The sequence below is a fragment of the Streptomyces sp. GL_141 genome (genome assembly GCF_057834385.1).
Genome location: NZ_CM174402.1, coordinates 5,755,665 through 5,780,504, shown reverse-complemented (window position 1 = coordinate 5,780,504; position 24,840 = coordinate 5,755,665). Strand labels below are relative to the sequence as shown.

The 24,840-nt window shown below is 72.2% G+C and carries 19 protein-coding genes, 2 tRNA genes and 1 pseudogene; 4 read left to right on the top strand and 18 right to left on the bottom strand.

Annotation, left to right across the window (positions count from 1 at the left end; all coding sequences use genetic code 11):
- Positions 1 to 61: 61 nt before the first annotated feature.
- Together AC3IX6_RS25565 and AC3IX6_RS25560 are read left to right on the top strand one after the other, a co-directional pair.
- On the top strand, positions 62 to 787 hold the full coding sequence (locus AC3IX6_RS25565; protein ID WP_489364933.1) for an MBL fold metallo-hydrolase: 726 nt from the start codon (positions 62 to 64) through the stop codon (positions 785 to 787).
- A 28-nt stretch (positions 788 to 815) separates the two neighbouring features.
- Positions 816 to 1,613 carry a DUF3097 domain-containing protein gene (locus tag AC3IX6_RS25560; protein WP_489364931.1) on the top strand — a complete coding sequence of 266 codons (798 nt, stop codon included), beginning with the start codon at positions 816 to 818 and terminating at the stop codon, positions 1,611 to 1,613.
- Between the two features lie 46 nt (positions 1,614 to 1,659).
- Here AC3IX6_RS25560 and hemW read toward each other — a convergent pair whose 3' ends face one another.
- The 3 genes from hemW to lepA form a co-directional block, all read right to left on the bottom strand.
- A complete protein-coding gene (gene hemW / locus AC3IX6_RS25555; protein WP_489364929.1) occupies positions 1,660 to 2,892 on the bottom strand; it encodes a radical SAM family heme chaperone HemW in 1,233 nt (410 codons plus the stop codon).
- Positions 2,893 to 2,984: 92 nt separating this feature from the next.
- Entirely contained in the window at positions 2,985 to 4,877 is a 1,893-nt protein-coding gene (locus tag AC3IX6_RS25550) for an AMP-dependent synthetase/ligase (protein WP_489364928.1), read from the bottom strand.
- Between the two features lie 253 nt (positions 4,878 to 5,130).
- Positions 5,131 to 6,996: a translation elongation factor 4 gene (lepA, locus tag AC3IX6_RS25545; RefSeq protein ID WP_489364926.1), complete on the bottom strand. Its 1,866-nt coding sequence runs from the start codon at positions 6,994 to 6,996 to the stop codon at positions 5,131 to 5,133.
- A 244-nt stretch (positions 6,997 to 7,240) separates the two neighbouring features.
- On the opposite strand from lepA, the gene rpsT reads away from it, so the two are divergent.
- Entirely contained in the window at positions 7,241 to 7,507 is a 267-nt protein-coding gene (gene rpsT, locus AC3IX6_RS25540) for a 30S ribosomal protein S20 (protein ID WP_250739437.1), read from the top strand.
- Positions 7,508 to 7,705: 198 nt separating this feature from the next.
- Here rpsT and AC3IX6_RS25535 read toward each other — a convergent pair whose 3' ends face one another.
- Positions 7,706 to 8,446: a hypothetical protein gene (locus tag AC3IX6_RS25535; protein ID WP_489364924.1), complete on the bottom strand. Its 741-nt coding sequence runs from the start codon at positions 8,444 to 8,446 to the stop codon at positions 7,706 to 7,708.
- Positions 8,447 to 8,784: 338 nt separating this feature from the next.
- On the bottom strand, positions 8,785 to 9,777 hold the full coding sequence (holA, locus tag AC3IX6_RS25530; protein WP_489364922.1) for a DNA polymerase III subunit delta: 993 nt from the start codon (positions 9,775 to 9,777) through the stop codon (positions 8,785 to 8,787).
- Positions 9,778 to 9,864: 87 nt separating this feature from the next.
- On the opposite strand from holA, the gene AC3IX6_RS25525 reads away from it, so the two are divergent.
- Positions 9,865 to 10,107: a hypothetical protein gene (locus AC3IX6_RS25525; RefSeq protein WP_489364920.1), complete on the top strand. Its 243-nt coding sequence runs from the start codon at positions 9,865 to 9,867 to the stop codon at positions 10,105 to 10,107.
- Positions 10,108 to 10,125: 18 nt separating this feature from the next.
- Here AC3IX6_RS25525 and AC3IX6_RS25520 read toward each other — a convergent pair whose 3' ends face one another.
- From AC3IX6_RS25520 to nadD, 13 genes and pseudogenes are all read right to left on the bottom strand, one after another.
- Positions 10,126 to 11,007 carry a YceI family protein gene (locus tag AC3IX6_RS25520; RefSeq protein ID WP_489364918.1) on the bottom strand — a complete coding sequence of 294 codons (882 nt, stop codon included), beginning with the start codon at positions 11,005 to 11,007 and terminating at the stop codon, positions 10,126 to 10,128.
- Between the two features lie 136 nt (positions 11,008 to 11,143).
- A pseudogene (locus AC3IX6_RS25515) lies at positions 11,144 to 13,357 on the bottom strand (ComEC/Rec2 family competence protein); the annotation flags it as partial.
- A gap of 383 nt (positions 13,358 to 13,740) precedes the next feature.
- On the bottom strand, positions 13,741 to 14,352 hold the full coding sequence (locus AC3IX6_RS25510; RefSeq protein WP_489364916.1) for a ComEA family DNA-binding protein: 612 nt from the start codon (positions 14,350 to 14,352) through the stop codon (positions 13,741 to 13,743).
- Between the two features lie 527 nt (positions 14,353 to 14,879).
- Positions 14,880 to 15,725: a DegV family protein gene (locus AC3IX6_RS25505; protein ID WP_489364914.1), complete on the bottom strand. Its 846-nt coding sequence runs from the start codon at positions 15,723 to 15,725 to the stop codon at positions 14,880 to 14,882.
- A gap of 601 nt (positions 15,726 to 16,326) precedes the next feature.
- Positions 16,327 to 17,010 (bottom strand): hypothetical protein, encoded by a 684-nt coding sequence (locus AC3IX6_RS25500; RefSeq protein ID WP_489364912.1) that lies wholly within the window; start codon positions 17,008 to 17,010, stop codon positions 16,327 to 16,329.
- Between the two features lie 159 nt (positions 17,011 to 17,169).
- Positions 17,170 to 20,043, bottom strand: a complete 2,874-nt coding sequence (leuS, locus tag AC3IX6_RS25495; RefSeq protein ID WP_489364911.1) for a leucine--tRNA ligase — start codon at positions 20,041 to 20,043, stop codon at positions 17,170 to 17,172.
- A gap of 256 nt (positions 20,044 to 20,299) precedes the next feature.
- Positions 20,300 to 20,372: transfer RNA gene (locus AC3IX6_RS25490), tRNA-Ala, on the bottom strand.
- A 203-nt stretch (positions 20,373 to 20,575) separates the two neighbouring features.
- Positions 20,576 to 20,809 carry a hypothetical protein gene (locus tag AC3IX6_RS25485; RefSeq protein ID WP_007264019.1) on the bottom strand — a complete coding sequence of 78 codons (234 nt, stop codon included), beginning with the start codon at positions 20,807 to 20,809 and terminating at the stop codon, positions 20,576 to 20,578.
- Positions 20,810 to 20,944: 135 nt separating this feature from the next.
- Positions 20,945 to 21,017, bottom strand: a tRNA-Ala gene (locus AC3IX6_RS25480).
- Between the two features lie 112 nt (positions 21,018 to 21,129).
- Positions 21,130 to 21,828, bottom strand: coding sequence for a histidine phosphatase family protein (locus AC3IX6_RS25475; RefSeq protein ID WP_489364909.1), 699 nt, complete (start codon positions 21,826 to 21,828; stop codon positions 21,130 to 21,132).
- Positions 21,829 to 21,860: 32 nt separating this feature from the next.
- The gene (gene rsfS, locus AC3IX6_RS25470; protein ID WP_250739445.1) at positions 21,861 to 22,307 is read right to left on the bottom strand and encodes a ribosome silencing factor; all 447 of its coding nucleotides are present in this window, start codon (positions 22,305 to 22,307) and stop codon (positions 21,861 to 21,863) included.
- A gap of 141 nt (positions 22,308 to 22,448) precedes the next feature.
- Complete coding sequence (locus AC3IX6_RS25465; protein ID WP_489364907.1) at positions 22,449 to 24,185, bottom strand: LCP family protein; 1,737 nt, start codon at positions 24,183 to 24,185, stop codon at positions 22,449 to 22,451.
- 24 nt (positions 24,186 to 24,209) lie between these two features.
- On the bottom strand, positions 24,210 to 24,827 hold the full coding sequence (gene nadD, locus AC3IX6_RS25460; protein ID WP_243334788.1) for a nicotinate-nucleotide adenylyltransferase: 618 nt from the start codon (positions 24,825 to 24,827) through the stop codon (positions 24,210 to 24,212).
- Positions 24,828 to 24,840: the final 13 nt, after the last annotated feature.

Below are 24,840 nucleotides of genomic sequence, written 5' to 3'. Positions count from 1 at the left end.
TCAGTGTACGGCGGGGTGGTACACCCCTAGCAAGGGCGGCCCGCCAAGGTAGCGTCGCGGCATGGACGTGCGTTGGGAAGAGGCGGGCTGGGAACGGCTCACCGAACGGGCCGGCCGCAAGCGCCTGCCGGTGTGGGATTGCACCGTGGGACTGGTGGTGGGCGAGGATTCGGCCCTCCTGATCGACCCCGGGTCCTCCCTGCGGGAAGGCGCGCTGGTGCGGGCCGAGGCGGAGCGGCTGACAGGCCGGCGCGTGACCCATCTCGCATTCACACACGGACATTTCGACCACGTACTGGGCGGCGCGGCGTTCGCGGGGGCCGAGGTCTACGGTCCGGTCGGGCTGGACGCCCTGCTCTCCGTGAGCCGGGACGAGCTGCGGGCGGACGCGGTCCGGCACGGCCTGGCGGAGGCCGAGGCCGCCGAGGCGGCGGACCTGCTGGTGCTCCCCCGGCACCTGGTGTCGGGCGAGTGGACCCTCGACCTGGGCGGCGTACAGGTCCTCCTGGCGAACGTGGGCCCGGGGCACACCCGGCACGATCTGGCCGCCTTCGTGCCCGGTGCGCGCGAGGTGGTCTTCTGCGGCGACCTGGTCGAGGAATCGGGCGAGCCGCAGGCGGGTCCGGACGCGCTGCCACGGCAGTGGCCGGCCGCCCTGGACCGGCTCCTCGCCCTGGGCGGGGACGACGCTCTGTACGTGCCGGGTCACGGAGCGGTGGTCGACGCGGCCTTCGTGCGTGCCCAACGCGACACACTGGCGGCCCGTTTCGGCGTGTCGGACACCTGAGGCGGCCCGCTCTCCTACCCTCGGCCGGATGCGCGAGTACTCCCCCGACCTGACCCCGCAATGGAAGCGCTCCAAGCCCGTCCCCGAGGTGCCGGCCGATCCGGACCTGGTGGTCGAGGTGGCGGGTACGGACTTCTGCGGCGCGGTGGTGGCCTGCGAGGCGGGCACGGTCACCCTGGAGGACCGCTTCGGCAAGCTCCGGGTCTTCCCCCTCGAACCCCGCGGCTTCCTCCTGGACGGCGCGGTGGTGACCCTGACCCGCCCGGCCCGCGGGCCGGCCGCCCCGGCCCGTACGGCCTCCGGCTCGCTCGCCGTCCCCGGGGCCCGGGCGCGGGTGGCCCGGGCGGGCCGGATCTACGTGGAGGGCCGCCACGACGCCGAACTGGTCGAGCGGGTCTGGGGCGACGACCTGCGGATCGAGGGCGTCGTGGTGGAGTACCTGGAGGGCATCGACGACCTCCCGGCCGTCGTCGCCGACTTCGCCCCCGCGGCCGACGCCCGGCTGGGCATCCTGGTGGACCACCTGGTCCCGGGCTCCAAGGAGTCCCGCATCGCCGCCTCGGTGACCTCCCCGCACGTCCTGATCGTGGGACACCCGTACGTGGACGTCTGGCAGGCGGTGAAGCCCTCGGCCCTGGGCATCCGCTCCTGGCCGGTGATCCCGCCCGGCCAGGACTGGAAGACGGGCATCTGCCGCGCCCTGGGCTGGCCGGAGAACACCGGAGCCGCCTGGCAGCACATCCTGTCCCGCGTGACCTCGTACAAGGACCTGGAGCCGACGTTGCTGGGCGCGGTGGAGCACTTGATCGACCACGTGACGGCATGACCCGGGTGGGGGACTGCCCCGCAGGGCTCCCCCGCCCCGGACGGGGCTAGTCGACCAGGTCCCGGACCACCGCGTCGGCCAGGAGGCGTCCACGCAGCGTCAGAACGGCCCGCCCGGCCTCGTACGGCCCCGCTTCGAGGAGACCGTCGGCCAAGGCGCGCCGCGAGGCGGTGAGGCCCGCCGGCGCCAGCAGGGACAGCGGCACCCCGTCCACGAGCCGGAGCTCCAGCAGGATCCGCTCGACCCGCCGGTCCTCCTCCGAAAGCAGCTCGCGCCCCGCCCCCGGCGACCGCCCCTCCGCCAGCGCGGCGGCATACGCACCGGGGTGCTTCACGTTCCACCACCGCACGCCGCCCACGTGCGAGTGCGCTCCGGGCCCGGCCCCCCACCAGTCGGCCCCGCGCCAGTACAGCTCGTTGTGCAGGCACCGCCCGGCCTCCGAGGTGGCCCAGTTCGAGACCTCGTACCAGGAGTACCCCGCCTCGGCCATCACCGCGTCGAGGATCAGGTACCGGTCCGCGTGGACGTCGTCGTCCGTCATCGGGACCTCGCCCCGCCGGATCCGCCGCGCGAGCTGGGTGCCCTCCTCCACGATCAGCGCGTAGGCGCTGATGTGATCGGGCCCGGCCCCCAGGGCCGCCGACAGGGACGCGCGCCAGTCCTCGTCCGATTCCCCCGGCGTCCCGTAGATCAGGTCCAGGTTCACGTGCTCGAAGCCCGCCGCCCGCGCCTCCGCGACGCAGGCCTCGGGCCGGCCGGGGGTGTGCGTGCGGTCGAGCACCTTCAGGACGTGCTGCTTCGCGCTCTGCATGCCGAAGGAGATCCGGTTGAAGCCGCCCGCGCGCAGCTCCGCCAGGTACTCCGGGTTCACCGACTCCGGATTGGCCTCGGTGGTGACCTCCGCGTCCTCGGCCAGCCCGAATTCCTCGCGGATCGCCGCGAGCATCCGTACGAGGTCACCGGCGGGCAGCAGGGTGGGCGTGCCGCCGCCCACGAAGACCGTCCGCACGGCCCTGGGGTCGTCCCCGAGGACCTTCCGTGCGAGGCGGACCTCGTCGATCAGGGTGTCGGCGTAGTTCTCCCGGGAGGCGAGCACGCCACCGGTGCCCCGCAGCTCGGTGGCCGTGTAGGTGTTGAAGTCGCAGTACCCGCAGCGCGTGGCGCAGTACGGAACGTGCAGGTAGAACCCGAGCGGCCGCTCCCCGGCTCCCGCCAGGGCGTGGAGCGGCAGCGAGCCGTCTTCGGGCATGGGTTCACCGTCGGGCAGTGCGGAAGGCATGAGCCCATTGTCCCGCACTGCCCCAAGGTCGTTTACGGTCCCGCGCGGCGCCCGGTCACGGGCCCGCGCGGCGCCCCGCGCGACACCTCTCGCTACGCCTCGCGGGAGCCCTCGTACATCTCCTCGATGAGGTGCTTGAACTCGCGCTCGACGACCGGCCGCTTCAGCTTGAGGCTCGGGGTGAGGTCCCCGTGCTCCACGTCGAGGTCGCGCGGCAGGAGGCGGAACTTCTTGACCGTCTGCCAGCGCTGGAGGCCCTCGTTGAGGGTCTGGACGTAGGTCTCGATGAGGCGGTTGGTCTCGGGGGCGGCCAGGACCTGGGAGTACGTCTTGCCCTCCAGGCCGCTCTCGGCGGCCCAGACCAGGATGGAGGGCTCGTCGAGGGCGATGAGCGCGGAGCAGAAGTTCCGGTCGGCGCCGTGGACGACGATGCTGGAGACGTACGGGCAGAGCGCCTTGAACTGGCCCTCGATCTCCGCCGGGGCGACGTACTTGCCGCCCGAGGTCTTGATCAGGTCCTTCTTGCGGTCGGTGATGCGCAGGTAGCCGTCGGCGGAGAGCTCGCCGATGTCGCCCGTGTGCAGCCAGCCGTCGGCCTCCAGCACCTCGGCGGTCTTCTCGGGCTGCCCGTGATAGCCCTGCATGATGCCGGGGCCGCGCAGCAGCACCTCGCCGTCGTCGGCGATGCGGACCTCGGTGCCGGGGAGCGGCTTGCCGACGGTGCCGGTGCGGTAGGCCTCGCCGGGGTTGACGAAGGAGGCGGCGCTGGACTCGGTGAGCCCGTAGCCCTCCAGGATGTGGATGCCCGCGCCGGAGAAGAAGTAGCCGATCTCGGGGGCGAGGGCGGAGGCGCCGGAGACGGCGGCGCGCAGGTTGCCGCCGAAGGCCTCGCGGAGCTTGGAGTAGACGAGCGCGTCGGCGATCTTGTGCTTGGTGGCGAGGCCCATCGGGGCGCTCGCCCGGCCGGTGCGGCGGAAATTGTCCTGGGTGACCTTGGCGTACTCGCGGGCCACGCCGACGGACCACTGGAAGATCTTGTACTTGGCGCCGCCGCCGGCCCTGGCCTTGGCCGCGACCCCGTTGTAGACCTTCTCGAAGATGCGCGGGACGGCCGCCATGTAGGTCGGCTGCACGATCGGCAGGTTCTCGATGATCTTGTCGATGCGGCCGTCGACGGCGGTGACGTGGCCGACCTCGATCTGGCCGGAGGTGAGCACCTTGCCGAAGACGTGCGCGAGCGGCAGCCAGAGGTACTGGACGTCGTCCTTGGTGATCAGGCCGGTGGCCACGGTGGCCTTGGCCATGTACGACCAGTTGTCGTGCGGCAGCCGCACGCCCTTGGGCCGGCCGGTGGTGCCCGAGGTGTAGATGAGGGTGGCGAGCTGCTCGGCGGTGATGGCCGCGATCCGCTCCTTGACCACCTCGGGGTGCTTGGCCAGGTACGCGCGGCCGCGCTCCTCCAGCTCGGCCAGCGAGAGCACCCAGCCCTCGGGGTCGCCGTCGGCCGGGATCGCGTCGGCGGCCTCGACGACCACCACGTGGGCGAGCTCGGGCAGGTCGGCGCGGCGCTCACGGGCCTTGGCCAGCTGCGCGCCGTCCTCGGCGATCAGGATCCGGCTCTCGGAGTCGGAGAGGATGAACGCCGACTCCTCGGCGTTCGTGCTCGGGTAGATGGTGGTCACGGCGCCGCCGGCGCACATCACGCCGAGGTCCGCGAGGATCCACTCGACCCGGGTGTTGGAAGCCAGCGCGACGCGCTGCTCCGGCTGGATCCCGAGCTCGACGAGTCCGGCCGCGATGGCGAAAACCCGCTCCGCGGCCTGTCCCCAGCTGAGGGACTTCCAGTCGTCCGGGCCGCCCTTGCCCTCGGCGGCGGGAACCGGATAGCGGTAGGCCTCGGCGTTCGGCGTGGCGGCGACTCGCTCCAGGAAGAGGGTCGCCACGGTGGGCGGACGGTTCTCGATCAAGGTCTGTGTGTCGCTCACGGACATCCTCCGGACCACGCGGCAGGGCCTGTTCTCACAGGGCCGGACTGACTGGGTGGTGGGTCAGGGTGGGTGGCTGAGTCAGGGCATGGCCGCATCCGACCAAAAAACTGGCGAGTAACCAACGAGCAGTGATCAGACTAGGGGCCCTCCGCCTGGCGCGTAAGAGGCCCTGGGGCGCCGATTCATAACGAAACAGGCCCCCGCGCCGGAGCACGGGGGCCTGCCTCACGTCCGAGGGACGTCGCGACGGCTACTTCTTCTTGCCGCCGGACTCGTCGCTGGAGAGGACGGCGATGAAGGCCTCCTGCGGGACCTCCACGGAGCCGACCATCTTCATGCGCTTCTTGCCTTCCTTCTGCTTCTCCAGCAGCTTCCGCTTACGGGAGATGTCACCGCCGTAGCACTTGGCGAGGACGTCCTTGCGGATGGCGCGGATGGTCTCGCGGGCGATGACGCGGGAGCCGACGGCCGCCTGGATCGGGATCTCGAAGGCCTGCCGCGGGATGAGCTCGCGCAGCTTGGCGACCAGGCGCACGCCGTAGGCGTAGGCGGCGTCCTTGTGGCAGACGGCGGAGAAGGCGTCGACCTTGTCGCCGTGCAGCAGGATGTCGACCTTGACCAGGCTGCCGGCCTGCTCGCCGGTGGGCTCGTAGTCGAGGGAGGCGTAACCGCGGGTCTTGGACTTCAGCTGGTCGAAGAAGTCGAAGACGATCTCCGCGAGCGGGAGCGTGTAGCGGATCTCGACCCGGTCCTCGGAGAGGTAGTCCATCCCGAGGAGGGTGCCGCGGCGCTGCTGGCAGAGCTCCATGATCGCGCCGATGAACTCGGAGGGCGCGAGCAGGGTGGCCCGTACGACCGGCTCGAACACGTCCCTGATCTTGCCCTCGGGGAACTCGCTCGGGTTGGTGACGGTGACCTCCTTGCCGTCCTCCAGGACGACGCGGTAGACCACGTTCGGCGCGGTGGCGATCAGGTCGAGGCCGAACTCGCGCTCCAGGCGCTCGCGCACCACGTCCAGGTGCAGCAGGCCGAGAAAGCCGACGCGGAAGCCGAAGCCCAGCGCCGCCGAGGTCTCGGGCTCGTAGACCAGCGCGGCGTCGTTGAGCTGGAGCTTGTCCAGGGCCTCGCGCAGGTCCGGGTAGTCCGAGCCGTCGAGCGGGTACAGGCCCGAGAAGACCATCGGACGCGGGTCCTTGTAGCCGCCGAGGGCCTCGGTCGCGCCGTTGTTCAGGCTGGTGATGGTGTCACCGACCTTGGACTGACGGACGTCCTTCACGCCGGTGATGATGTAGCCCACCTCGCCGACGCCGATGCCGTCGGCCGGGGTCATCTCCGGGGAGGAGACACCGATCTCCAGCAGCTCGTGCGTGGCGCCGGTCGACATCATCCGGATGCGCTCGCGCTTGTTGAGCTGGCCGTCGACCACACGGACGTACGTGACGACACCGCGGTACGAGTCGTAGACCGAGTCGAAGATCATCGCGCGGGCCGGGGCGTCCTTGGGACCGACCGGGGCCGGGACCGTGGCGACGATCTTGTCGAGCAGCACGTCCACGCCGAGACCGGTCTTCGCCGAGACGCGCAGGACGTCCTCGGGCTGGCAGCCGACCAGGTTCGCGAGCTCCTCGGCGAACTTCTCCGGCTGGGCGGCCGGCAGGTCGATCTTGTTCAGGACCGGGACGATCGCGAGGTCCTTCTCCATCGCCAGGTACAGGTTGGCGAGGGTCTGCGCCTCGATGCCCTGAGCCGCGTCCACCAGGAGGACCGTGCCCTCGCACGCCGCCAGGGAGCGCGAGACCTCGTAGGTGAAGTCGACGTGCCCGGGGGTGTCGATCATGTTGAGGATGTGGGTCTTGCCCACGTCCTCGCCCGTGTTCGGCGCCCACGGCAGCCGGACCGCCTGGGACTTGATCGTGATGCCGCGCTCACGCTCGATGTCCATGCGGTCGAGGTACTGGGCGCGCATCTGCCGCGAGTCCACCACACCGGTGAGCTGGAGCATCCGGTCGGCAAGGGTCGACTTGCCGTGGTCGATGTGCGCGATGATGCAGAAATTGCGGATCAGCGCCGGGTCGGTACGGCTCGGCTCGGGCACGTGGCTGGGGATCGCGGGCACGCAGTGTCCTGATTCTCGGGTCGCAGTCGGAACGAAGTGTGGGCGTCAGTCTGCGCGAAACCAGATCTGGTCGGGGCTGGTCGGATCTATACGCAGACTCCCATGGTCCCATGAACCGGAGAGTGCGCTCGGTTTGGGCCGGTCGAACGGCAGCTGGTAACCTGAGCAGCTGTGTCTCGTGTGCCCTCTAGCTCTACGGGACACAATCCGAAGATCAAATCTCTGAACCTGCAAAGGCTCTTTCGTGGCGAACATCAAGTCCCAGGTCAAGCGCAACAAGACGAACGAGAAGGCTCGCCTTCGCAACAAGGCCGTCAAGTCCTCGCTCAAGACCGCCATCCGCAAGGCCCGTGAGGCCGTCGTCGCCGGTGACGTCGAGAAGGCCACCGTGGCTTCCCGCGCCGCTTCCCGCGCGCTCGACAAGGCCGTCTCGAAGGGTGTCATCCACAAGAACGCCGCCGCCAACAAGAAGTCGGCGCTGGCCACCAAGGTTGCCTCCCTTCAGGGCTGAGCCACTGATGTGATCGCCGGGCAGGGATCCAGCGGGCCCTCTCTCCCGCTCCCGACCGGCACTCCGCGCCGCACACGAAGCGTTCGCCACGCGGGTGCGGCGCACATCGAGAAGTAACCGAAGGCCCCGGCCGCCTCCCTTCCCCAGGGCAGCAGTCGGGGCCTTCGGCATGGCCGGGGGCTTCGGCGTGGCCGGGACTCAGGAGTGGCAGAGCAGGTCGAGGACCACCGCGTCGGCGTCGAGACCGTCGAGGTAGCGGTTCGCCCGCTCCCAGTGGCCCTCCGTGCGCGCGTCCGTCCACACGCCGTCGAGGGTGACCAGGGCGGAGCCGGGCACCGCACCCCGGACCGACCACAGCCGGGCTTCCTCGTGCTCCTGGGCGAAGTACGCGACCGGGTCGTTGACCAGGAACGACATACCGAAGTGCGGGTCTCCCGCGACGGCCCGCTGGGCCACGTCCTGCACCAGCGGCTGGGCCAGGTGATCCTTCCGGGCCTCTGCCTGGGGATACCCATCGGGATCGGCCTCGTGGCGCGCGAGGAAGTCCGTGAGCGGGCGGGCCGGCGGATGCACCGCGCTCAGCTCGGTCCAGGCGGCGAGCAGGGCGTCGTACGAGCGCCCCGCGCGCTGCCGCATGCCGTCGAAGTCGAGCAGCCCCCGGGGCCCGCCGTAGCATTCCAGCGGCCCGAGGGGAGCGAGCTCGGCCTTCCTGCGCGGCACGGTCGAGGCCGTGACGAGCCTGCGGTCGCCGTCTGCCTGGGGCAACACGAGGTAGGCGCCGCCCGCACCCGCGCGGATGGCCCACCAGTCCCAGTGGCCGACCGGATTCTGGTCCCCTTTGAGATTGATGTCGTAGGGCGCCATGGCGGCGGCCACGGCCTTCGGTATCTTCCGGGGCGCGGTCGGCGGCAGGCACACGGTGGCGTAGAACTTGGTCATGCCGGGGAGCGTAGGACCTGAGATCTCCGGGCCCGCCAGAGGGTCCTCCCGAACCCCGCCGGACCTCCCCGATCACCGCACCGGGCCGTCTCTCTCGGCCCTGGCCGGCCAGGCCCGCACCCTACGGCGCCCTGCCCCGACCCGCTGCCGGCCAGCGCGTACTGGACGTTGCGGGGGGGGTGCCCCGACCGTGCGGAGAGGCGCGCTGCCGGGCGGCGAGGGCGGGCAGGCCCCGGAAGCATCGCCCTGACCCCGGTGGCGCCGGGCTGCCGACAGCGACGCCCTGGCCCCACTGAGCACAGACCGCCCGCAGCGACGCCCCAACCGCCTGAGACGGCCTAGCCGCGCTGGGGGCGGGCTGCCCGTGCCACGGCCACTACCGCCTTCTCCAGTGCGTACTCCGGGTCGTCGCCCCCGCCCTTGACCCCCGCGTCCGCCGCGGCCACCGCGCGCAGCGCGTCCGCGACACCGTCCGCGGACCACCCGCGCATCTGCTGCCGGACGCGGTCGATCTTCCACGGCGGCATGCCGAGGTCACGCGCGAGGTCCCCGGGCCGGGCCCCGCGCGGGGCCGAAGCCAGCTTCCCGATCGCCCGTACCGCCTGGGCCAGCGCGCTGGTGATCAGGACCGGAGCCACCCCGGTGGACAGCGACCAGCGCAGGGCCTCCAGGGCCTCCGCGGCGCGCCCCTCCACCGCCCGGTCGGCGACGGTGAAGCTCGAAGCCTCGGCCCGGCCGGTGTAGTAGCGGCCGACCACGGCCTCGTCGATCGTGCCCTCGACGTCCGCGCAGAGCTGCGCCGCCGCGCTCGCCAGCTCCCGCAGGTCGCTGCCGATCGCGTCGACCAGCGTCTGGCAGGCCTCGGGCGTGGCCGAACGGCCCAGCGTCCGGAACTCTCCCCGTACGAACGCCAGCCGGTCCGCCGGCTTCGTCATCTTCGGGCAGGCGATCTCGCGGGCACCCGCCTTGCGCGCGGCGTCCAGCAGGCCCTTGCCCTTGACGCCGCCCGCGTGCAGGAGGACGAAGGCGATCTCCTCGAACGGTGCGGCGAGGTACGCCTTGACCTCCTTGACCGTGTCGGCCGAGAGGTCCTGCGCATTGCGCACGACGAGCACCTTGCGCTCCGAGAAGAGCGAGGGGCTGGTCAACTCGGCCAGGGTGCCGGGCTGAAGCTGTTCGGAGGCGAGGTCACGCACGTCCGTGTCGGCATCGGCGGCTCGCGCCGCCGTCACGATCTCCCGCACGGCGCGGTCGAGCAGCAGGTCCTCCTGCCCCACCGCGAGGGTGATCGGGGCGAGCGGATCGTCGGTGGAATTCTTCCTGGTGGCCATCGCCTCCAGCATCCCACGCCGCACTGACAGACCCTCGCGGCCCGGCCCCCTTCCGCGGCCCGCTCCCCCGTACCCGAGAATGTCCGGGTGAACGTGCAACATGTACTGGTCCTGCCCGACCGCGACGCCGCCGAGGAGGTGGCCCGGGAAGTGGTCGACCGCTTCGGCCTCCCGGAGGAGCCGCAGCTGGTCCGCGACGCCCTCGCCGGCGAGGACGACGCCGAGGACGCCCAGTGGCTGGTGGTCGTCGAGGACCCGCACGAACGGCTGGACGCCACGGCCCTGGACGAGCTCGCCGCCGAGTACGACGGCTGGCTCGAAGCCCCGTAGCGGCCGGACCCCGCCCCGTCAGGCCTTGTGCACGACCTGCATGTCCAGGGCCACTTCCACGTTCGAGCCGATCGCCGCGATCCCCTGCGCCAGCATCGACTGCCAGTTCAGCGTGAAGTCCTCGCGGTTCAGTTCGGCCGTCGCCCGGCAGGCCGCCCTCGGCTCGCCCTCCAGGCCCGTGCCCAGACCCAGGTACCGGGTGTCCAGGGTGACGGACCGGCTGACCCCGTGGAGGGTGAGGGCGCCCGCCACGGACCAGTGGCTGCCGCTGCGGTGGATGAACCGCTCGCTGTAGAACTCCACCGTCGGGTAGCGGGCCGCGTCCAGGAAGTCCGCGGAGCGCAGGTGGTCGTCCCGCATCCGCAGCCCGGTGTCGATGCTCGCCGCGTCGATGATCACGCGCATGGAGGAGTCCTCCATCCGGTCGGCTATCCGCACCGCGCCGGCGAAGGTGTTGAACCGGCCGTTGATCCGGGCGAAGCCGATGTGCCGGGCCGAGAACCCGATCGACGAATGCCCCGGGTCGAGCTCCCAGTGGCCCGGCTGCGGCAGCAGCGGCGGGTCCACCGGGTCCAGCACGATCTCCCCGGTACCGGGCTGCGCCGGGTCCCCCACCAGCGTCGCCCCGTGGAAGGGCGCGTAGCCCTCGGCCGTGACGGCCAGCCGGTACTCGCCCGCCGGCACCGCCGCCGTGAACCCGCCGTACGGGTCGGTCTCCCCGCTGACGATCCGTCGGCCTATCGGGTCGGTCACCTCGAACTTGGCCTGCCGCACCGGCTGGTGGACCGTGTCGAGCACCCGGCAGCTGAGCAGCCGCGCGGTATGAGGAAGCGTCAGGGTCGCGGATGTCTGGGGACTGGCGCTTCCCGCCGTCTCCATCCCCCGTCTGCGACTGAACATGGTTTGTGCACCCCCGTGCTGTGTGGGCTTGGACCGCTCTGGCGAAAACGCATTCGATCATGCTGCCGGGTTGTGGGCAAACGGAGTGGTCACTCCTGGTATGCCCGGGACGGCCCCGTCGGCGAATGGCCGGGAACGCCCGCAGTCGCGGGCCGCTGCCGGTGACGGCGACCGAACCGTCCTCATCGGTGCGCAGCACGGCCGCGCCCAGCTCCCGCAGCCGGGCGAGCGTACCCGCCGCGGGATGCCCGTACCTGTTCCCGGCGCCCACCGGCACGATCGCGAGGCGCGGCCGGATCCGCTCGTACAGCCCGGGATCCTGATGGGCGCTGCCGTGGTGGGCGACCTTGAGGACATCGACCGGCCCCAGTTCCGGATGGTTCCTCAGCAGGGCCTGCTGGGAGGCCGGTTCGAGGTCGCCCAGCAGGAGCAGGGTCAGGCCCGCGCCGCGCACCAGCAGGGCCACGCTCGCGTCGTTGGGGCCCTCGGGCGCGGCGTCCCCGGCGGGCGGCCACAGCACCTGCCACTCCAGCGGACCGGCCCTGCGCCGCTCCCCCTCCACCGCACGGACGAGGGGGACTCCCGCGGCGGCCGCCGTCCGCCGTACGAACGCGGCCTGCCCGGGCGGTTCTTCGAGTCCGGTGACTTGCACCACACCCACCGAGCGGCCCCTGAACACCCCCGGCAACCCGCCCACGTGGTCGGCGTGGAAGTGCGTCAGCAGGATCAGCGGCACCCGGCGCACGCCCAGCTCCCTCAGGCAGGCGTCCACCGGCCCGGGCTCGGGGCCCGCGTCCACCACCACGGCCGTCCCCGGGCCGACCGCGAGCACGGCGGTGTCCCCCTGGCCCACCGCGCACTGGGTGTAGATCCAGTCGGGCGGCGGCCAGCCCTTGACCGTACGAGTGACCAGTGGCGGCCTCAGTACGGCGAGGAGCAGCACCACGGCCAGGGCGGAGGCGAGCCATCGCCCACGGCCGACCCGTCTGCCGAGCACCAGCGCCGCGAAGGTGGCCGCGCCGAGCAGCAGCCCTCCGCCCACCCCGCCGGGCCAGCCCAGCTCCGCCCCGGGCAGTCCCGCCCCACCGCGGGCCACGGCGGCGATCCACCCGGCGGGCACGCCCGCGCACCGGGCCAGCACCTCGGCCACCGGCCGGCACACCGGGGCCGCCGCCAGCGCGGCGAACCCCAGGACCGTGGCGGGTCCCGCCGCCAGCTCGGCCAGCAGGTTGCAGGGCACCGCCACCAGGCTCACCCGGGCCGACAGCACCGCGACGACCGGCGCGCACACCGCCTGGGCCGCCGCCGCGGCCGCCAGCGCCTCGGCGAGGCGGGGCCGCACCCCGCGCCGCTGCAGGGCCTCGCTCCACCGGGGAGCCAGCGTCAGCAGGGCCCCGGTGGCCAGGACGGAGAGGAGGAAGCCGTAGCTCCGGGCCAGCCAGGGGTCGTAGAGCACCAGCAGCAGGACGGCGGCGGCCAGCGCCGGGATCAGGGATCTGCGCCGCCCGGTGGCGATGGCCAGCAGCGTGACCGAGCCGCAGGCCGCCGCCCGCAGCACGCTGGGCTCCGGCCGGCAGACCACGACGAAGGCCAGGGTCAGCGCCACCCCGCACAGGGCCGTCGCCCGCAGCGAGAGCCCCAGGCGGGGCGCCAGCCCGCCCCGCTCGGCCTGCTGCGCGCGGGCCGGGGCGCCGATGAGGAGGAAGAGCACCACGGTCAGGTTGGAGCCGGAGACGGCCAGCAGGTGCAGCAGATCGGTGGCGCGGAACGCGTCGTGCAGATCGGGCTCCACCCGGGAGGTGTCCCCGACCACCAGACCGGGCAGCAGGGCCCTGGCGTCCGGGGCCAGCCCGTCGGTGACCTCGCGCAGCCCGGCCCGCAGCCGCCCGGCGATCCGCTGCACGGTGTCCGGACCGCGGGTCACCCGCGGCGGGGCGTCCCCGGCCGGCCGGAGCAGGGCGACGGGCCGCTCCCCGTCCCGCGCCGGGGCCAGCCGGGCCACCACGTCGACCCGTGTCGAGGGCTGCAACCGGGCCCACCCCGGATGCCCCGCGAGCACCCGCACCGGAGTCGACACCCGGGTCCGTGCACCGTCGGGCCCGGTCACCCGGGTCACCACCGCGTCGAGCACCACCACCGGCGGCCCGCTCCCGGTCCGGGCCATGCGCGGATCGGAGTCCACGGTGAGCTCCGCCAGCACCCGGGCATGGTCCCGGGCCAGCTCCGGGACCGGCCCGGCCCGCGCCTCGGCCCGCTGGAGCCCCGCCACCCCGGCCCCGGCGGCCGCACACAGCAGGACCGCCGCCACGACCGCCCGGAACGGCCCGAAGCGCCTCCTCCCACCCAGCATCACCAGCCCGGCCGCACCCACCCCCAGCCCCGCCGCCGCAACACTCCCTCCGACAGGCACCCCCAATCCGACGGCGGCCGCCCCCCACACGGCAAGCGCCGGCCCCACCAACCGCAAATCCACCGGCCCCCTCTCCCTCACCCCCCACTCCCGCCCGGCCTGATCCGGCACGCCCTCACCCCGCCCGACTTGGCCCGGCCCGGCCTGCTCCGGCTCGGCCTGCTCCGGCTCGATCTGTGCCTGTCCCGGCGGGCTCTGATCCGCCGGGCTCTGCCGTGCCGGAGCGCGCCCGGTCGAACCACGCGTACGCGGACCCCGCACTGGCTGTCCGTGCTCGCTCGGGCTCCTTCCGGCCGGACCGCGCCCCGGTCCGCCGTACCGGTTCACGGCCGGACCAGCTCGCGCAGATCGGCGAATCGGCGCTCGCCGATCCCGTTGACCTGGCGGAGCTCCTCCACGGAGCGGAAGCCCCCGCGCGCCGTGCGGAAGTCCACGATGTGCTGCGCGAGGACCGGGCCGACCCCCGGCAGGCCGTCGAGTTGCTCGGCCGTGGCCGTGCCGAGGCTCAGCGGCCCCGCCGCCGGACCTCCCCGGCCCGTCGTCGGCGGTGGCGGGGCCGGAGCGCCCACCAGGACCTGCTCGCCGTCCATCAGGACGCGGGCCCGGTTCAGGCCGGTGGTGTCCGTCCCGGGCCGCACTCCCCCGGCGGCGACCAGGGCATCCTCCACGCGCGAGCCGGGAGGCAGCCTGCGCACCCCCGGGGCACGGACCTTGCCGCTGACGTCCACCAGGATGGGACCGGCGCCGGGGCCCGCCCGCGCCACCGTCGGGGCCGACAGGGCGGCCGCCGCGGGGGCCACCACGGCCGGTGCGGTCACCGGCCTGGGCCGAGAGGCCCCGTACTGCTGTACTGCGAACCCGACTGCGACGATGAGCACCACCGAGACGGCTGCCACCGTGCGCGGCTCCACCCCGCAGCGGGTCTGCAGCCACACGGGCAGCCGCTCCCGCACCGCGAGCCACCGTAAAGCCCCGCCGGGCGCCTCCCGGCCCTCGGGCGGAGCCCCGACAGGTTCGGCGGCTCGGGCAGGCTCGTCGGCCGGGGCAGGATCGTCGGCCCGGACCGCCGGATCCGGCCGGGCCAGCGGATCCGGCCGGACCGCAGCCGAGGGCTCGGTCGGCGCCCCGACGGTGCGGGCTCCCGGCGGTGCCACCTCCGCCGGAGTGTCCCCGGCCTGCGGCGGCGGAGCGCCCGGAGGGCGGCCCGCTCCGAGCAGGGCCTCGGCCCGGCGCCGCACGGCCGCGGGGTCGGGGCGGCCGGGCCGCTGTCCGCGGCGATCCCGCAGACGGCTGTCGGAGAGGCGGGGACGGCCGGGGCCACTGGTGGCGCCGGCGGGACCTGATGTGCGCGTACGAAGAGTCATGCCACGACGGTAGGACCCAGCCGTGACACGCGTTCGGAGGCTTCAATTCCGGTGGATGACCAGGGCGTTGTGGAAATCTCCGTCACCCGATCCGGTGATCAGCGCGGGGAGACGACCGCCGCCAGCAACCCCGGTCCGGTGTGCGCCCCGATCACCGCGCCGACCTCGCTGACGTGCAGCTCGACCAGCCCGGGGATGCGCTCACGAAGCCGCTGTGCGAGTTTCTCCGCGCGCTCCGGGGCCGCGAGGTGGTGCACGGCCACGTCGACGGGGCCGGAGCCGGCACGCTCGACGGCCAGCTCCTCCAGGCGGGCTATGGCCTTGGAGGCCGTACGCACCTTCTCCAGCATCTCGATCCGCCCACCGTCCAGCGTCAGCAACGGCTTGACCGCGAGCGCCGAGCCCAGGAGGGCCTGCGCGGCCCCGATGCGGCCGCCGCGGCGGAGGTAGTCGAGGGTGTCGACGTAGAAATAGGCGGACATGCCGGCGGCCCGCTTCTCTGCGGCGGCAACGGCTTCGTCGAGGGAACCCCCGGCTTCGGCCACCTCCGCCGCGGCCAGGGCGCAGAAGCCCAGGGCCATGGCGACCATGCCGGTGTCGACCACGCGGACGGGCACCGCGGCGGTCTTCGCGGCGAGCACGGCAGCGTCGTAGGTGCCGGAGAACTCCGCCGAAAGGTGCAGGCTGACGATGCCGGTCGCACCGGCCTCCACGGCCGCCCGGTAGGCCCGGACGAAGTCCTCGGGACTGGGGCGGGAGGTGGTGACCGAGCGGCGCTTCTGCAGGGCCAGGGCGAGGCTCCTGGCCGAGATCTCTGTGCCCTCTTCCAGGGCCTCGTCGCCTAGGACCACGGTCAGCGGGACGGAGGTGATTCCGTGCCGCGCCATGGCCGGTGGGGGCAGGTAGGCCGTGGAATCCGTGACGATCGCGACATGGCGGGACATGAGGCGGAGGTTACCGTCCGTGGGGGTGTTCCGGCAGCCCGGGTCTACCGGTGGCCCTCCGGGCCCGGCTCCGGGCGGCCTGCCGCCGGGCTCCCGCCAGCGGTTCCGCCGGGCCCCGCAGAGGGTCCGCCGGGCCTCGCAGAGGTTCCGCCGGGCCCGACCGAGGTGCCGCCGCCCCCACCGAGGTGCCGCCGGGTTGGCGCCGGGCGCCCGCCGAAGTTCCTCCCGTCCCCGCCGGAGTTCGCCCCGTCCCCCGCCGCAGTTCCTCTGGGCTCACGCCAACCCAGCGCGGGCTATCGCCCTAGCTCCCGTCGGGCTGCCGTCCAGGCTCCGGCCGGCTGCTGCGGCAGCCGGTGTTCGGCCCTGCGGGGCTGGGTCCCCTACCCGCCCTTCCACCGTTCCCCGGGCTCCGCCCGGACCCGCGCCTCAAACGCCGGCGAGGCTGGGAGATGTCCCCCGGGCCAGCCCGGACCCGGTCCGCAATCGCCAGACGGGAAGGGCCTGCCCCCGAGCTCCGACCGACCCCGGACCCCAAACGCCCAACCAGCTGGGTCGAACCCCGAGCTCCGCCCCGAACCCCGGACGCCAAACAGGCCCCGGCTCAGGTCGTCGTTTCCGGGCGGGGGGTCTTCTGCCAGGGGTACTGGGGGGTCGGGGTGGGTTCCGAGAGGGCTGCCGGCTGGGGGGCGGTCCACGTGGGAGGCGTGGGCGTGGAGTGGGGGAAGTCGTCGGCCGGGGCGCGGGACCAGTCCCGCAGGGCGCCCGACTCGACGTCGATCTGGGCCGCCAGGTGCGACAGGTCGTCCTCCGCGAAGCGCCGCGCACGGTCGCGCGCCGCCCAGCGCAGCGAGTCCGAGGCCTGCGTGATCTGCGCCGTGCGCTCCCGCAGGTCCGGCAGGGCCGCCGCGATCCGCTGCCGGTCGGGCTCCGCCTCCAGGCGCTTCAGTTCGTCGTCCAGTTCGTGCCCGTGCGCGCTCAGCCGCTCGAACAGCCCGATCGACTCCTTCAGCGAGGCGTCCGCCTGGACCCCCTGGTACAGCGCCTGCTGCGTCGCCCGCATCGAATTGCGCAGGTCCAGCCGCAGCGTGGCCAGCGCGCCCGGGACACCGACCTGGCCGAAGCTGCGGGCCTTGAGGGTGGTGTCCTCCACCGTGCGGCGGGCCTGGGTGATGGTCCGGTCCACGCCGCGCGCGGCGGCCTTGACCACCTTCGTCGTCACGTAGACACCGAGCCCCAGGAAGGCGAACAGCAGCACCAGGGCCACGATGATAAAAGCCGCCTCCATGAGGGTCCCTTCCCCAGCCGTTTACGTCCCTTCCACCGTAAACGCCACGGGCAGGCCGCGGGTTCCAATCGAACCCCCAACCTGCCCGTACGGGAATACCCCTAGACGCGCCGGACGGGCACGTCGGATACGTCGTATGCGACGAATGCGACGGATACGTCAGACGACGATGTTCACCAGCTTCGGCGCGCGCACGATCACCTTGCGGATCTCCGCCCCGCCCAGCGCCGCCACGACCGCCTCGTCGCCCAGCGCCAGCTGCTCCAGCTCCGCGTCGGAGATGGCCGGGGACACCTCCAGGCGGGCCTTGACCTTGCCCTTGATCTGGACGACGCACGTGACGCTCTCGTCCACGACGTACGCCGGGTCCGCGACCGGGAAGTCCTGGTGGACGACCGACTCGGCGTGGCCCAGCCGCTGCCACAGCTCCTCGGCGATGTGCGGCGCCAGCGGGGCCACCAGCAGCACCAGCCGCTCCGCGACCGAGCGCTCCAGCGGCCGGCCCGCCTTCGTCAGGGTGTTGTTCAGCTCGGTGATCTTCGCGATGGCGGTGTTGAAGCGCAGTGCGGCCATATCGGCGCCGACCCCGTCGATCGCCTTGTGCAGCGCGCGCAGGGTGGCCTCGTCCGGCTCCCCGTCGACGACCGTCACGGCGCCCGTCTCCTCGTCCACCACGTTGCGCCACAGGCGCTGCAGCAGCCGGTACTGGCCGACGACGGCCCGGGTGTCCCAGGGGCGCGAGACGTCCAGCGGGCCCATCGCCATCTCGTACAGGCGCAGGGTGTCCGCGCCGTACTCCTCGCAGATCTCGTCCGGCGTGACGGCGTTCTTCAGGGACTTGCCCATCTTGCCGTGCTCGCGCTTGACCGGCTCGCCCTGGTAGAAGTAGCCGCCGTCCCGCTCCTCGACCTCGGCCGCCGGAACGTACACACCGCGCGAGTCGGTGTACGCGTACGCCTGGATCATGCCCTGGTTGAACAGCTTGTGGAACGGCTCCACCGAGGAGACGTGCCCCAGGTCGAACAGCACCTTGGACCAGAAGCGCGCGTACAGCAGGTGCAGCACCGCGTGCTCGGCGCCGCCCACGTACAGGTCGACGCCGCCGTGCGGCTGGCCCTCGCGCGGGCCCATCCAGTACTGCTCGATCTCGGGGTCGACCAGGGCCGAGCCGTTGTTCGGGTCCAGGTAGCGCAGCTCGTACCAGCAGGAGCCGGCCCAGTTCGGCATGGTGTTGGTCTCGCGCCGGAACGGGCGCACCCCGCGCCCGTCGCCCAGGTCCAGCTCGACGTTGACCCACTCCTGGTTGCGCGACAGCGGGGTCTCCGGCTGGGAGGCCGCGTCGTCGGGCGCGAAGGTGCGCGGCGAGTAGTCCTCGACCTCCGGCAGCTCCAGCGGCAGCATCGACTCGGGCAGCGGGTAGGCGACGCCGTCCTCGTCGTAGACGATCGGGAAGGGCTCGCCCCAGTAGCGCTGACGGCTGAACAGCCAGTCGCGCAGACGGAAGTTGACGGTCCCCTCGCCGATGCCGCGCTCGGACAGCCAGTCGGTGATCGCGGCCTTGGCCTCGACCACGCCCAGGCCGTCCAGCGTGATGCCCTCGCCCGTCGAGTTGACGATCGTGCCGTCGTACGAGGAGAAGGCGCCCTCCCACTCCAGCGGGTCGGCGTCGCGGTCGTCCGTGGGCTGGACGACGCAGCGCATCGGCAGCTCGAAGGCGCGCGCGAACTCGAAGTCGCGGCCGTCGTGCGCCGGGACGGCCATGATCGCGCCGGTGCCGTAGCCCATCAGCACGTAGTCCGCGATGAAGACGGGCACCTGGTCGCCGCTGACCGGGTTGGTCGCGTACGCGCCGGTGAAGACGCCGGTCTTGTCCTTGGCCTCGGCCTGCCGCTCGACGTCCGACTTCGCGGCGGCCTGCTTGCGGTACGAGTCCACGGCCTCGGCGGGGGTCGCGTTGCCGCCGGTCCACAGCTGGTGGGTGCCCTCGGGCCACTCCGCCGGGACGATCTTCCCGACCAGGTCGCGCTCGGGGGCCAGCACCATGTAGGTGGCGCCGAACAGCGTGTCGGGGCGGGTGGTGAAGACCGTGATGGCTTCGCCGTCGCCGACCGCGAAGTCCACGCGCGCGCCCTCGCTGCGGCCGATCCAGTTGCGCTGCTGCAGCTTGATGGCCTCGGGCCAGTCCAGCGCGTCCAGGTCGTCGATCAGGCGGTCGGCGTAGGCCGTGATCCGCATGTTCCACTGGCTCAGCTTGGACTTGAAGACGGGGAAGTTGCCGCGCTCGGACCGGCCGTCGGCGGTGACTTCCTCGTTGGCCAGTACGGTGCCCAGCCCGGGGCACCAGTTGACGGGCGCGTCCGAGGCGTACGCCAGCCGGTACCCGTTCAGCACGTCGGCCCGCTCGGCCGCGCTCAGCGCGGCCCAGGAGGCGCCGCCGGGCAGCTCACGGGAGCCGTCCTCGAAGGAGGCGACCAGCTCGGCGATGGGCCGGGCCTTCGCGGCGTCCGCGTCGTACCAGGAGTTGTAGATCTGCAGGAAGATCCACTGGGTCCACTTGTAGTAGTCCGGGTCGATCGTCGCGAACGAGCGGCGCTTGTCGTGGCCCAGACCCAGCCGGCGCAGCTGAACCTTCATGTTCTCGATGTTCGCCTCGGTCGACACGCGCGGGTGCGTACCGGTCTGCACGGCGTACTGCTCGGCCGGCAGGCCGAAGGCGTCGAAGCCCAGGGTGTGCAGGACGTTGTGGCCGGTCATCCGCTGGTGGCGGGCGAAGACGTCGGTGGCGATGTACCCGAGCGGGTGACCGACGTGCAGGCCCGCGCCCGAGGGGTACGGGAACATGTCCATGATGAACTTCTTGGGCCGCGCCACCACGGCGGCGTCACCCGCCAGGTCACCGGTCGGGTTCGGGGCCTCGTAGGTGCCCTGCGCGTCCCATACGTCCTGCCAGCGTGCCTCGATGTCGGCGGCCACGGCAGCCGTGTAACGGTGCGCCTCGGCCGCCTCGGGGGCCGGGGTGTTCGTCTCGCTCATGATTCCTGAAGCTCCATCGATCGTCTCTGCCGGTTCTGCTGCCCAAACGAAAAAACCCCTCGCACAGGAGGGGGCGCCGCGCCGGGCCGACCGCTTCGTGGGGTCGGAACTGTTCAGCGCGGCTCGGTAAGCAGAAGGCGTACGGCACGCATGGCGTCAGGGTACCGCAGCGGCCCCCAGCGGTGCTCTGCCCTTCCGGCCGGTGGACGCACAACGAGAAGCGGGCCACCGTTTCCGGTGGCCCGCTTCTTCACTGTGGAGCTATGGAGAATTGAACTCCAGACCTCCTGCATGCCATGCAGGCGCTCTACCAACTGAGCTATAGCCCCTCGTCTTGCCTGCCGCTTCGTGGCCCGTTTCCGGTTCCCCTTGGCGACATCCCAAACATTACACGGTGATGGCCCTGGTCCAAAAATCGGTTTCCGCGGGTCCGGGGCCATGTCCGTTTCGTGGCAGTTCGTCACATACCCGACGAGCCGCACGTCCCCGCGTCACGTACGCGCGTTCCCACGTCACGTACGCGCGAACCGCGTCACGCACGCGCGAACTGGTAGAACCGCTTCAGCGTGCAGTGCTCGTCGAGCAGCCGCCCGTAGATCGGCTCGCCCTCCAGCTCTCGGTACGTCTCGATCGGGTCGCCTTTTATGATCAGCGCCCGCGCACATTCCTCGCACCAGTACTGGTAGTCGGGATTGACCGGCTCCATGTCCCGCACGATCGGCGTGCCGTTGTTGCACCAGTCGCACCGCCGCCGGTGTGCACCCATCCGTCAGCGACTCCCTCCCGCGTCGGGCCGTCGTGTCCCCCTCCGGCCGTCCGATTCTGCCATGCCGGTGCTCGCTCGGGCAGCTGTGGACAAAAGCAAAGATCCCGCCCCCTGTTGGGGACGGGATCTTGATTGTGGAGCTATGGAGAATTGAACTCCAGACCTCCTGCATGCCATGCAGGCGCTCTACCAACTGAGCTATAGCCCCGCTCTCCGCGACGCTCCCCCCGTTTCCGGTGTTCTGCGCTGCGAACAAGAAGAACTCTAGCCTGTGACCAGCCGGAAAGTGAAATCCGGGTGGGAGCCGCTCCGAGGTGGGCTCAGTCGTCGTCGCCGAGCACCGGTTCGGGCAGCGTGCCGGCGTTGTGTTCCATCAGCCGCCAGCCGCGCGCGCCCTCGCCCAGCACGGACCAGCAGCAGTTGGAGAGCCCGCCCAGGCCCTCCCAGTAGTACGACTCCAGGCCCAGCAGGCGGCCGATCGTCGTACGGATGGTGCCGCCGTGACTGACCACCACGAGCGTGCCGCCCGGGGGCAGCCGGTCGGCGTGCTCCAGCACCACCGGCGCGGCGCGGTCGGCGACCTCGGTCTCCAGCTCGCCGCCACCGCGGCGGACCGCCTCGCCGCGCTTCCACGCCGCGTACTGGTCGCCGTACTTGTCCAGGATCTCGTCGTGCGTGAGGCCCTGCCATTCGCCGGCGTACGTCTCGCGCAGCGCCTCGTCGTGCGTCACCGCCAGACCCGTGACGGCCGCCAGCTCGGCAGCCGTGGCGGCGGCGCGCATCAGGTCCGAGGCGATGATGGCGTCGGGCTTCAGCGAGGCGAGCAGCCGGGCGGCACGGCGCGCCTGCGCCACACCGGCCTCGGTCAGCTCGATGTCCGTGGAGCCCTGGAAGCGCCGCTCCAGGTTCCAGGAGGTCTGGCCGTGCCGCCACAGGACGATCTTGCGGCTGGTCCGGCCGTTGCCGCTGGTCGTACCGCCGCCGGCCGTACCGTCGTCGGCTGCACCTGCGCGGGTCACACCCTCAGGGGTCGTGCCGTCGTGGGTCGCGCTCAGAACAGATCACCGTCCAGTTCGTCGTCGCCCTGCGCGGCGCGCAGCGCGGCGTGCTCCTCGGCCTTGCCCTTGGTGAGCTTGGCGTCCTCGGGGAGGTCGATCTCGGGGCAGTCCTTCCACAGGCGCTCCAGCGCGTAGAAGACGCGCTCCTCGCTGTGCTGCACGTGGACGACGATGTCGATGTAGTCGAGCAGGATCCAGCGCGCGTCGCGGTCGCCTTCGCGGCGCACCGGCTTGGCGCCCAGCTCCTTCAGGAGCTTCTCCTCGATCTCGTCGACGATCGACTTGACCTGGCGGTCGTTGGGAGCCGAAGCGAGCAGGAAGGCGTCGGTGATCGACAGCACGTCGCTGACGTCGTACGCGATGATGTCGTGCGCGAGCCGGTCGGCCGCGGCCTGGGCGGCGGCGGTGATGAGCTCGATGGAGCGGTCCGTGGCGGTCACTGGCCATGCTTTCGGGTTGGCGGGCAGATCCTTACAAGGGTCTCATGTACCGCCGACGCCGCCCGCGCGCAGCGTGCCGCGCGGGCGGAGCCGTACCCGTAGGGCGCCGCCGGAGTAGGCCCCAGTAGGCCTCGCAGGGGGTCAGGACGGTTTGTAATCCTTGCCCAGCGTCACCACGACGTCCGCGTTCACCGCGTTCTCCGCCTTCTTCACGGCCGTCTCGGGCAGTCCCAGCGTCTTGGAGACCTCGATCGCCTTGTCCCGCTGCGCGTCGTCCTGGTACGTGATCTGCGACGTGGGCACCGTCTTGTCGGCCTTGCCGCCGTCCACCAGGGTGTAGCCGCCGTTGAGCAGGGCCGCCTTCGCCGCGGTGTTCGTCTTCTCGTCGCCGGTCGCGTCCTTCAGGCCGACCCGCGGCAGCGCCCCGGGCTGGGCCTCCGCGACGGAGCCGCCGAGGACCTCCTTGACCACCTTCTTGTTGGCCTCGTCCGTGAGGCCGCCGTCCGGCTTCACCCCGAGCACGTCGGTGCGGTACGCGCCCACCTTGGCGTGCTCGCCGAGCTTGGACAGCAGCGCGCCCAGGGTCTGCGCGTTCAGCGCCGGGTCCAGGATCTGGCCGGTGGTCTCCACGGTCATCGCCGCCGACTTCGGATCGCCGGGCACCTTGCGCAGCAGGCCCAGCAGGACCTTGCCGAGCCGGTCCAGCTGATTGGCCTCCGGCTCGCCCTGCGCCCGGTACGTGGCGTACGCGACGGCCATCGCACCGCTGAGGCTCTGCTTCGGGCCCTGGCCGACGGCGGGCACCTTCGCCGCGTCGTCCGCCGGGACGGCCACGTCGGTGTCGACCTCGATGCCGCCGACCAGCTCGACGAAGTTCTCCAGGAAGGGGGTGTCCAGCCGCCAGGTGCCGCCGATGCGGGTGCCGAAGGCGGAGTCGAGGGATTCCCGTACGCCCAGACCGCCCTCCTCGACGGCCTTGCCCAGCTGGGCGGTGGTGCCGTCGTCCTTGGAGACGTTCAGCGTGTTCGGCACCAGGACGGTGGCGCCCTGCTTGGTGGTCACGTTGTCGACGAGCAGCGCCGTGGAGGTGCCGCCCTTCTTGGTGTTGTGCAGGTGCACGACGATCATGTCGCGCTTCTGCGGACCCGTGGCGGCCGCGCCGTTCGACGCCTTGCCGGGGCCCTGCAGGAACGGCAGCTTGCCCGCGTACCAGAGGTAGCCGAGGCCCGCGACGACGAAGACGGCCAGGACGACGATCAGCGCCACCACCCGGTTGCGGCCGCGCCGGCGGGCCTCCTCGCGGCGCTCGGTGCGGCTCTCGGTGAAGGCGAGCCAGTCGATGACGTCCTCGGAGTCCTCGTCCGGCTGGTCGATGAAGGCGAACTGCTCGGTGCGGTACGAGGTCCCCTGGCCGGGCCCGCCCTGCGCGCCCGGCCCGTCGGCCCGGCGGGGCTCCGGGACCTGCGCGGCGGCGGTGCGGAACTCCGGCTCGGGCACGGGGGCCCGCAGGGGCGCCTGCGCCGGGGGCTCGGGGGCGGCCTGCTGCGGGATCCACTGCTGGGTGGCCTGGGTGTCGTACTGCGGGATGCCCTGGGTGTCGTACCCGTACTGCGGGGCCTGGGGGTACTGCTGCTGGGGCTGCTGGGGGTAGTACTGCGGGGCCTGCTGCTGGGGCTGCGGGGCCTGCTGGCGGCCGTAGCCCTGGTAGTCGTAGCCGTAGCCCTGCTCGTACGGCTGCTGCTGCTCGTAGGGGGGCGCCGGGTCGGGGGCGGGCTGTGCGGGCACCTGGCCGTACACCGGCCGCCCGTACGCGTCGTAGCCGACGAGCTGCTGCTCCTGGCCGGCATACGGGTCGTACGGCTCGTGTCGGTCGTTCACCGCGGGGCCCCTCTCTCCGGAAGCTCAGGCTCCCCGGTACAGCTCACGCTTGTCGATGTAGCGGACCACGCCGTCGGGCACGAGGTACCAGACAGGATCCCCCTTGGCCACGCGGGCACGGCAGTCCGTGGACGAAATGGCCAGCGCCGGAACCTCCACGAGGGAGACGCCACCCTCGGGCAGGCCGTCGTCGGTGAGCACGTGGCCCGGCCGGGTGACGCCGATGAAGTGCGCGAGGGCGAAGAGCTCCTCGGCGTTCCGCCAGGTCAGGATCTGCGCGAGGGCGTCGGCGCCGGTGATGAAGAAGAGGTCGGCGTCGTCGTTGAGGGCGCTCAGGTCCCTCAGGGTATCGATCGTGTAAGTCGGGCCGCCGCGGTCGATGTCGATGCGGCTCACCGAGAACTGCGGGTTCGAGGCGGTCGCGATGACCGTCATCAGATACCGGTCCTCGGCGGACGACACGGCCCGCTGCGACTTCTGCCACGGCTCGCCGGTCGGTACGAACATCACCTCGTCGAGGTGGAACAGCGCGGCCACCTCACTGGCGGCCACCAGGTGTCCGTGGTGGATCGGGTCGAACGTCCCGCCCATCACGCCGAGCCTGCGCTTGACCGGGCCGGTCGGCATTTCCTGCTCTCCCATGAGCGCAGAGCCT

Bases quoted from the DNA above. Each gene is read 5' to 3' on its own strand.
- AC3IX6_RS25565 (WP_489364933.1), top strand. From the start codon at position 62: ATGGACGTGCGTTGGGAAGAGGCGGGCTGGGAACGGCTCACCGAACGG.
- AC3IX6_RS25560 (WP_489364931.1), top strand. From the start codon at position 816: ATGCGCGAGTACTCCCCCGACCTGACCCCGCAATGGAAGCGCTCCAAG.
- hemW (WP_489364929.1), bottom strand. From the start codon at position 2,892: ATGCCTTCCGCACTGCCCGACGGTGAACCCATGCCCGAAGACGGCTCG.
- AC3IX6_RS25535 (WP_489364924.1), bottom strand. From the start codon at position 8,446: ATGACCAAGTTCTACGCCACCGTGTGCCTGCCGCCGACCGCGCCCCGG.
- holA (WP_489364922.1), bottom strand. From the start codon at position 9,777: ATGGCCACCAGGAAGAATTCCACCGACGATCCGCTCGCCCCGATCACC.
- AC3IX6_RS25520 (WP_489364918.1), bottom strand. From the start codon at position 11,007: ATGTTCAGTCGCAGACGGGGGATGGAGACGGCGGGAAGCGCCAGTCCC.
- AC3IX6_RS25505 (WP_489364914.1), bottom strand. From the start codon at position 15,725: ATGTCCCGCCATGTCGCGATCGTCACGGATTCCACGGCCTACCTGCCC.
- AC3IX6_RS25500 (WP_489364912.1), bottom strand. From the start codon at position 17,010: ATGGAGGCGGCTTTTATCATCGTGGCCCTGGTGCTGCTGTTCGCCTTC.
- leuS (WP_489364911.1), bottom strand. From the start codon at position 20,043: ATGAGCGAGACGAACACCCCGGCCCCCGAGGCGGCCGAGGCGCACCGT.
- AC3IX6_RS25485 (WP_007264019.1), bottom strand. From the start codon at position 20,809: ATGGGTGCACACCGGCGGCGGTGCGACTGGTGCAACAACGGCACGCCG.
- nadD (WP_243334788.1), bottom strand. From the start codon at position 24,827: ATGGGAGAGCAGGAAATGCCGACCGGCCCGGTCAAGCGCAGGCTCGGC.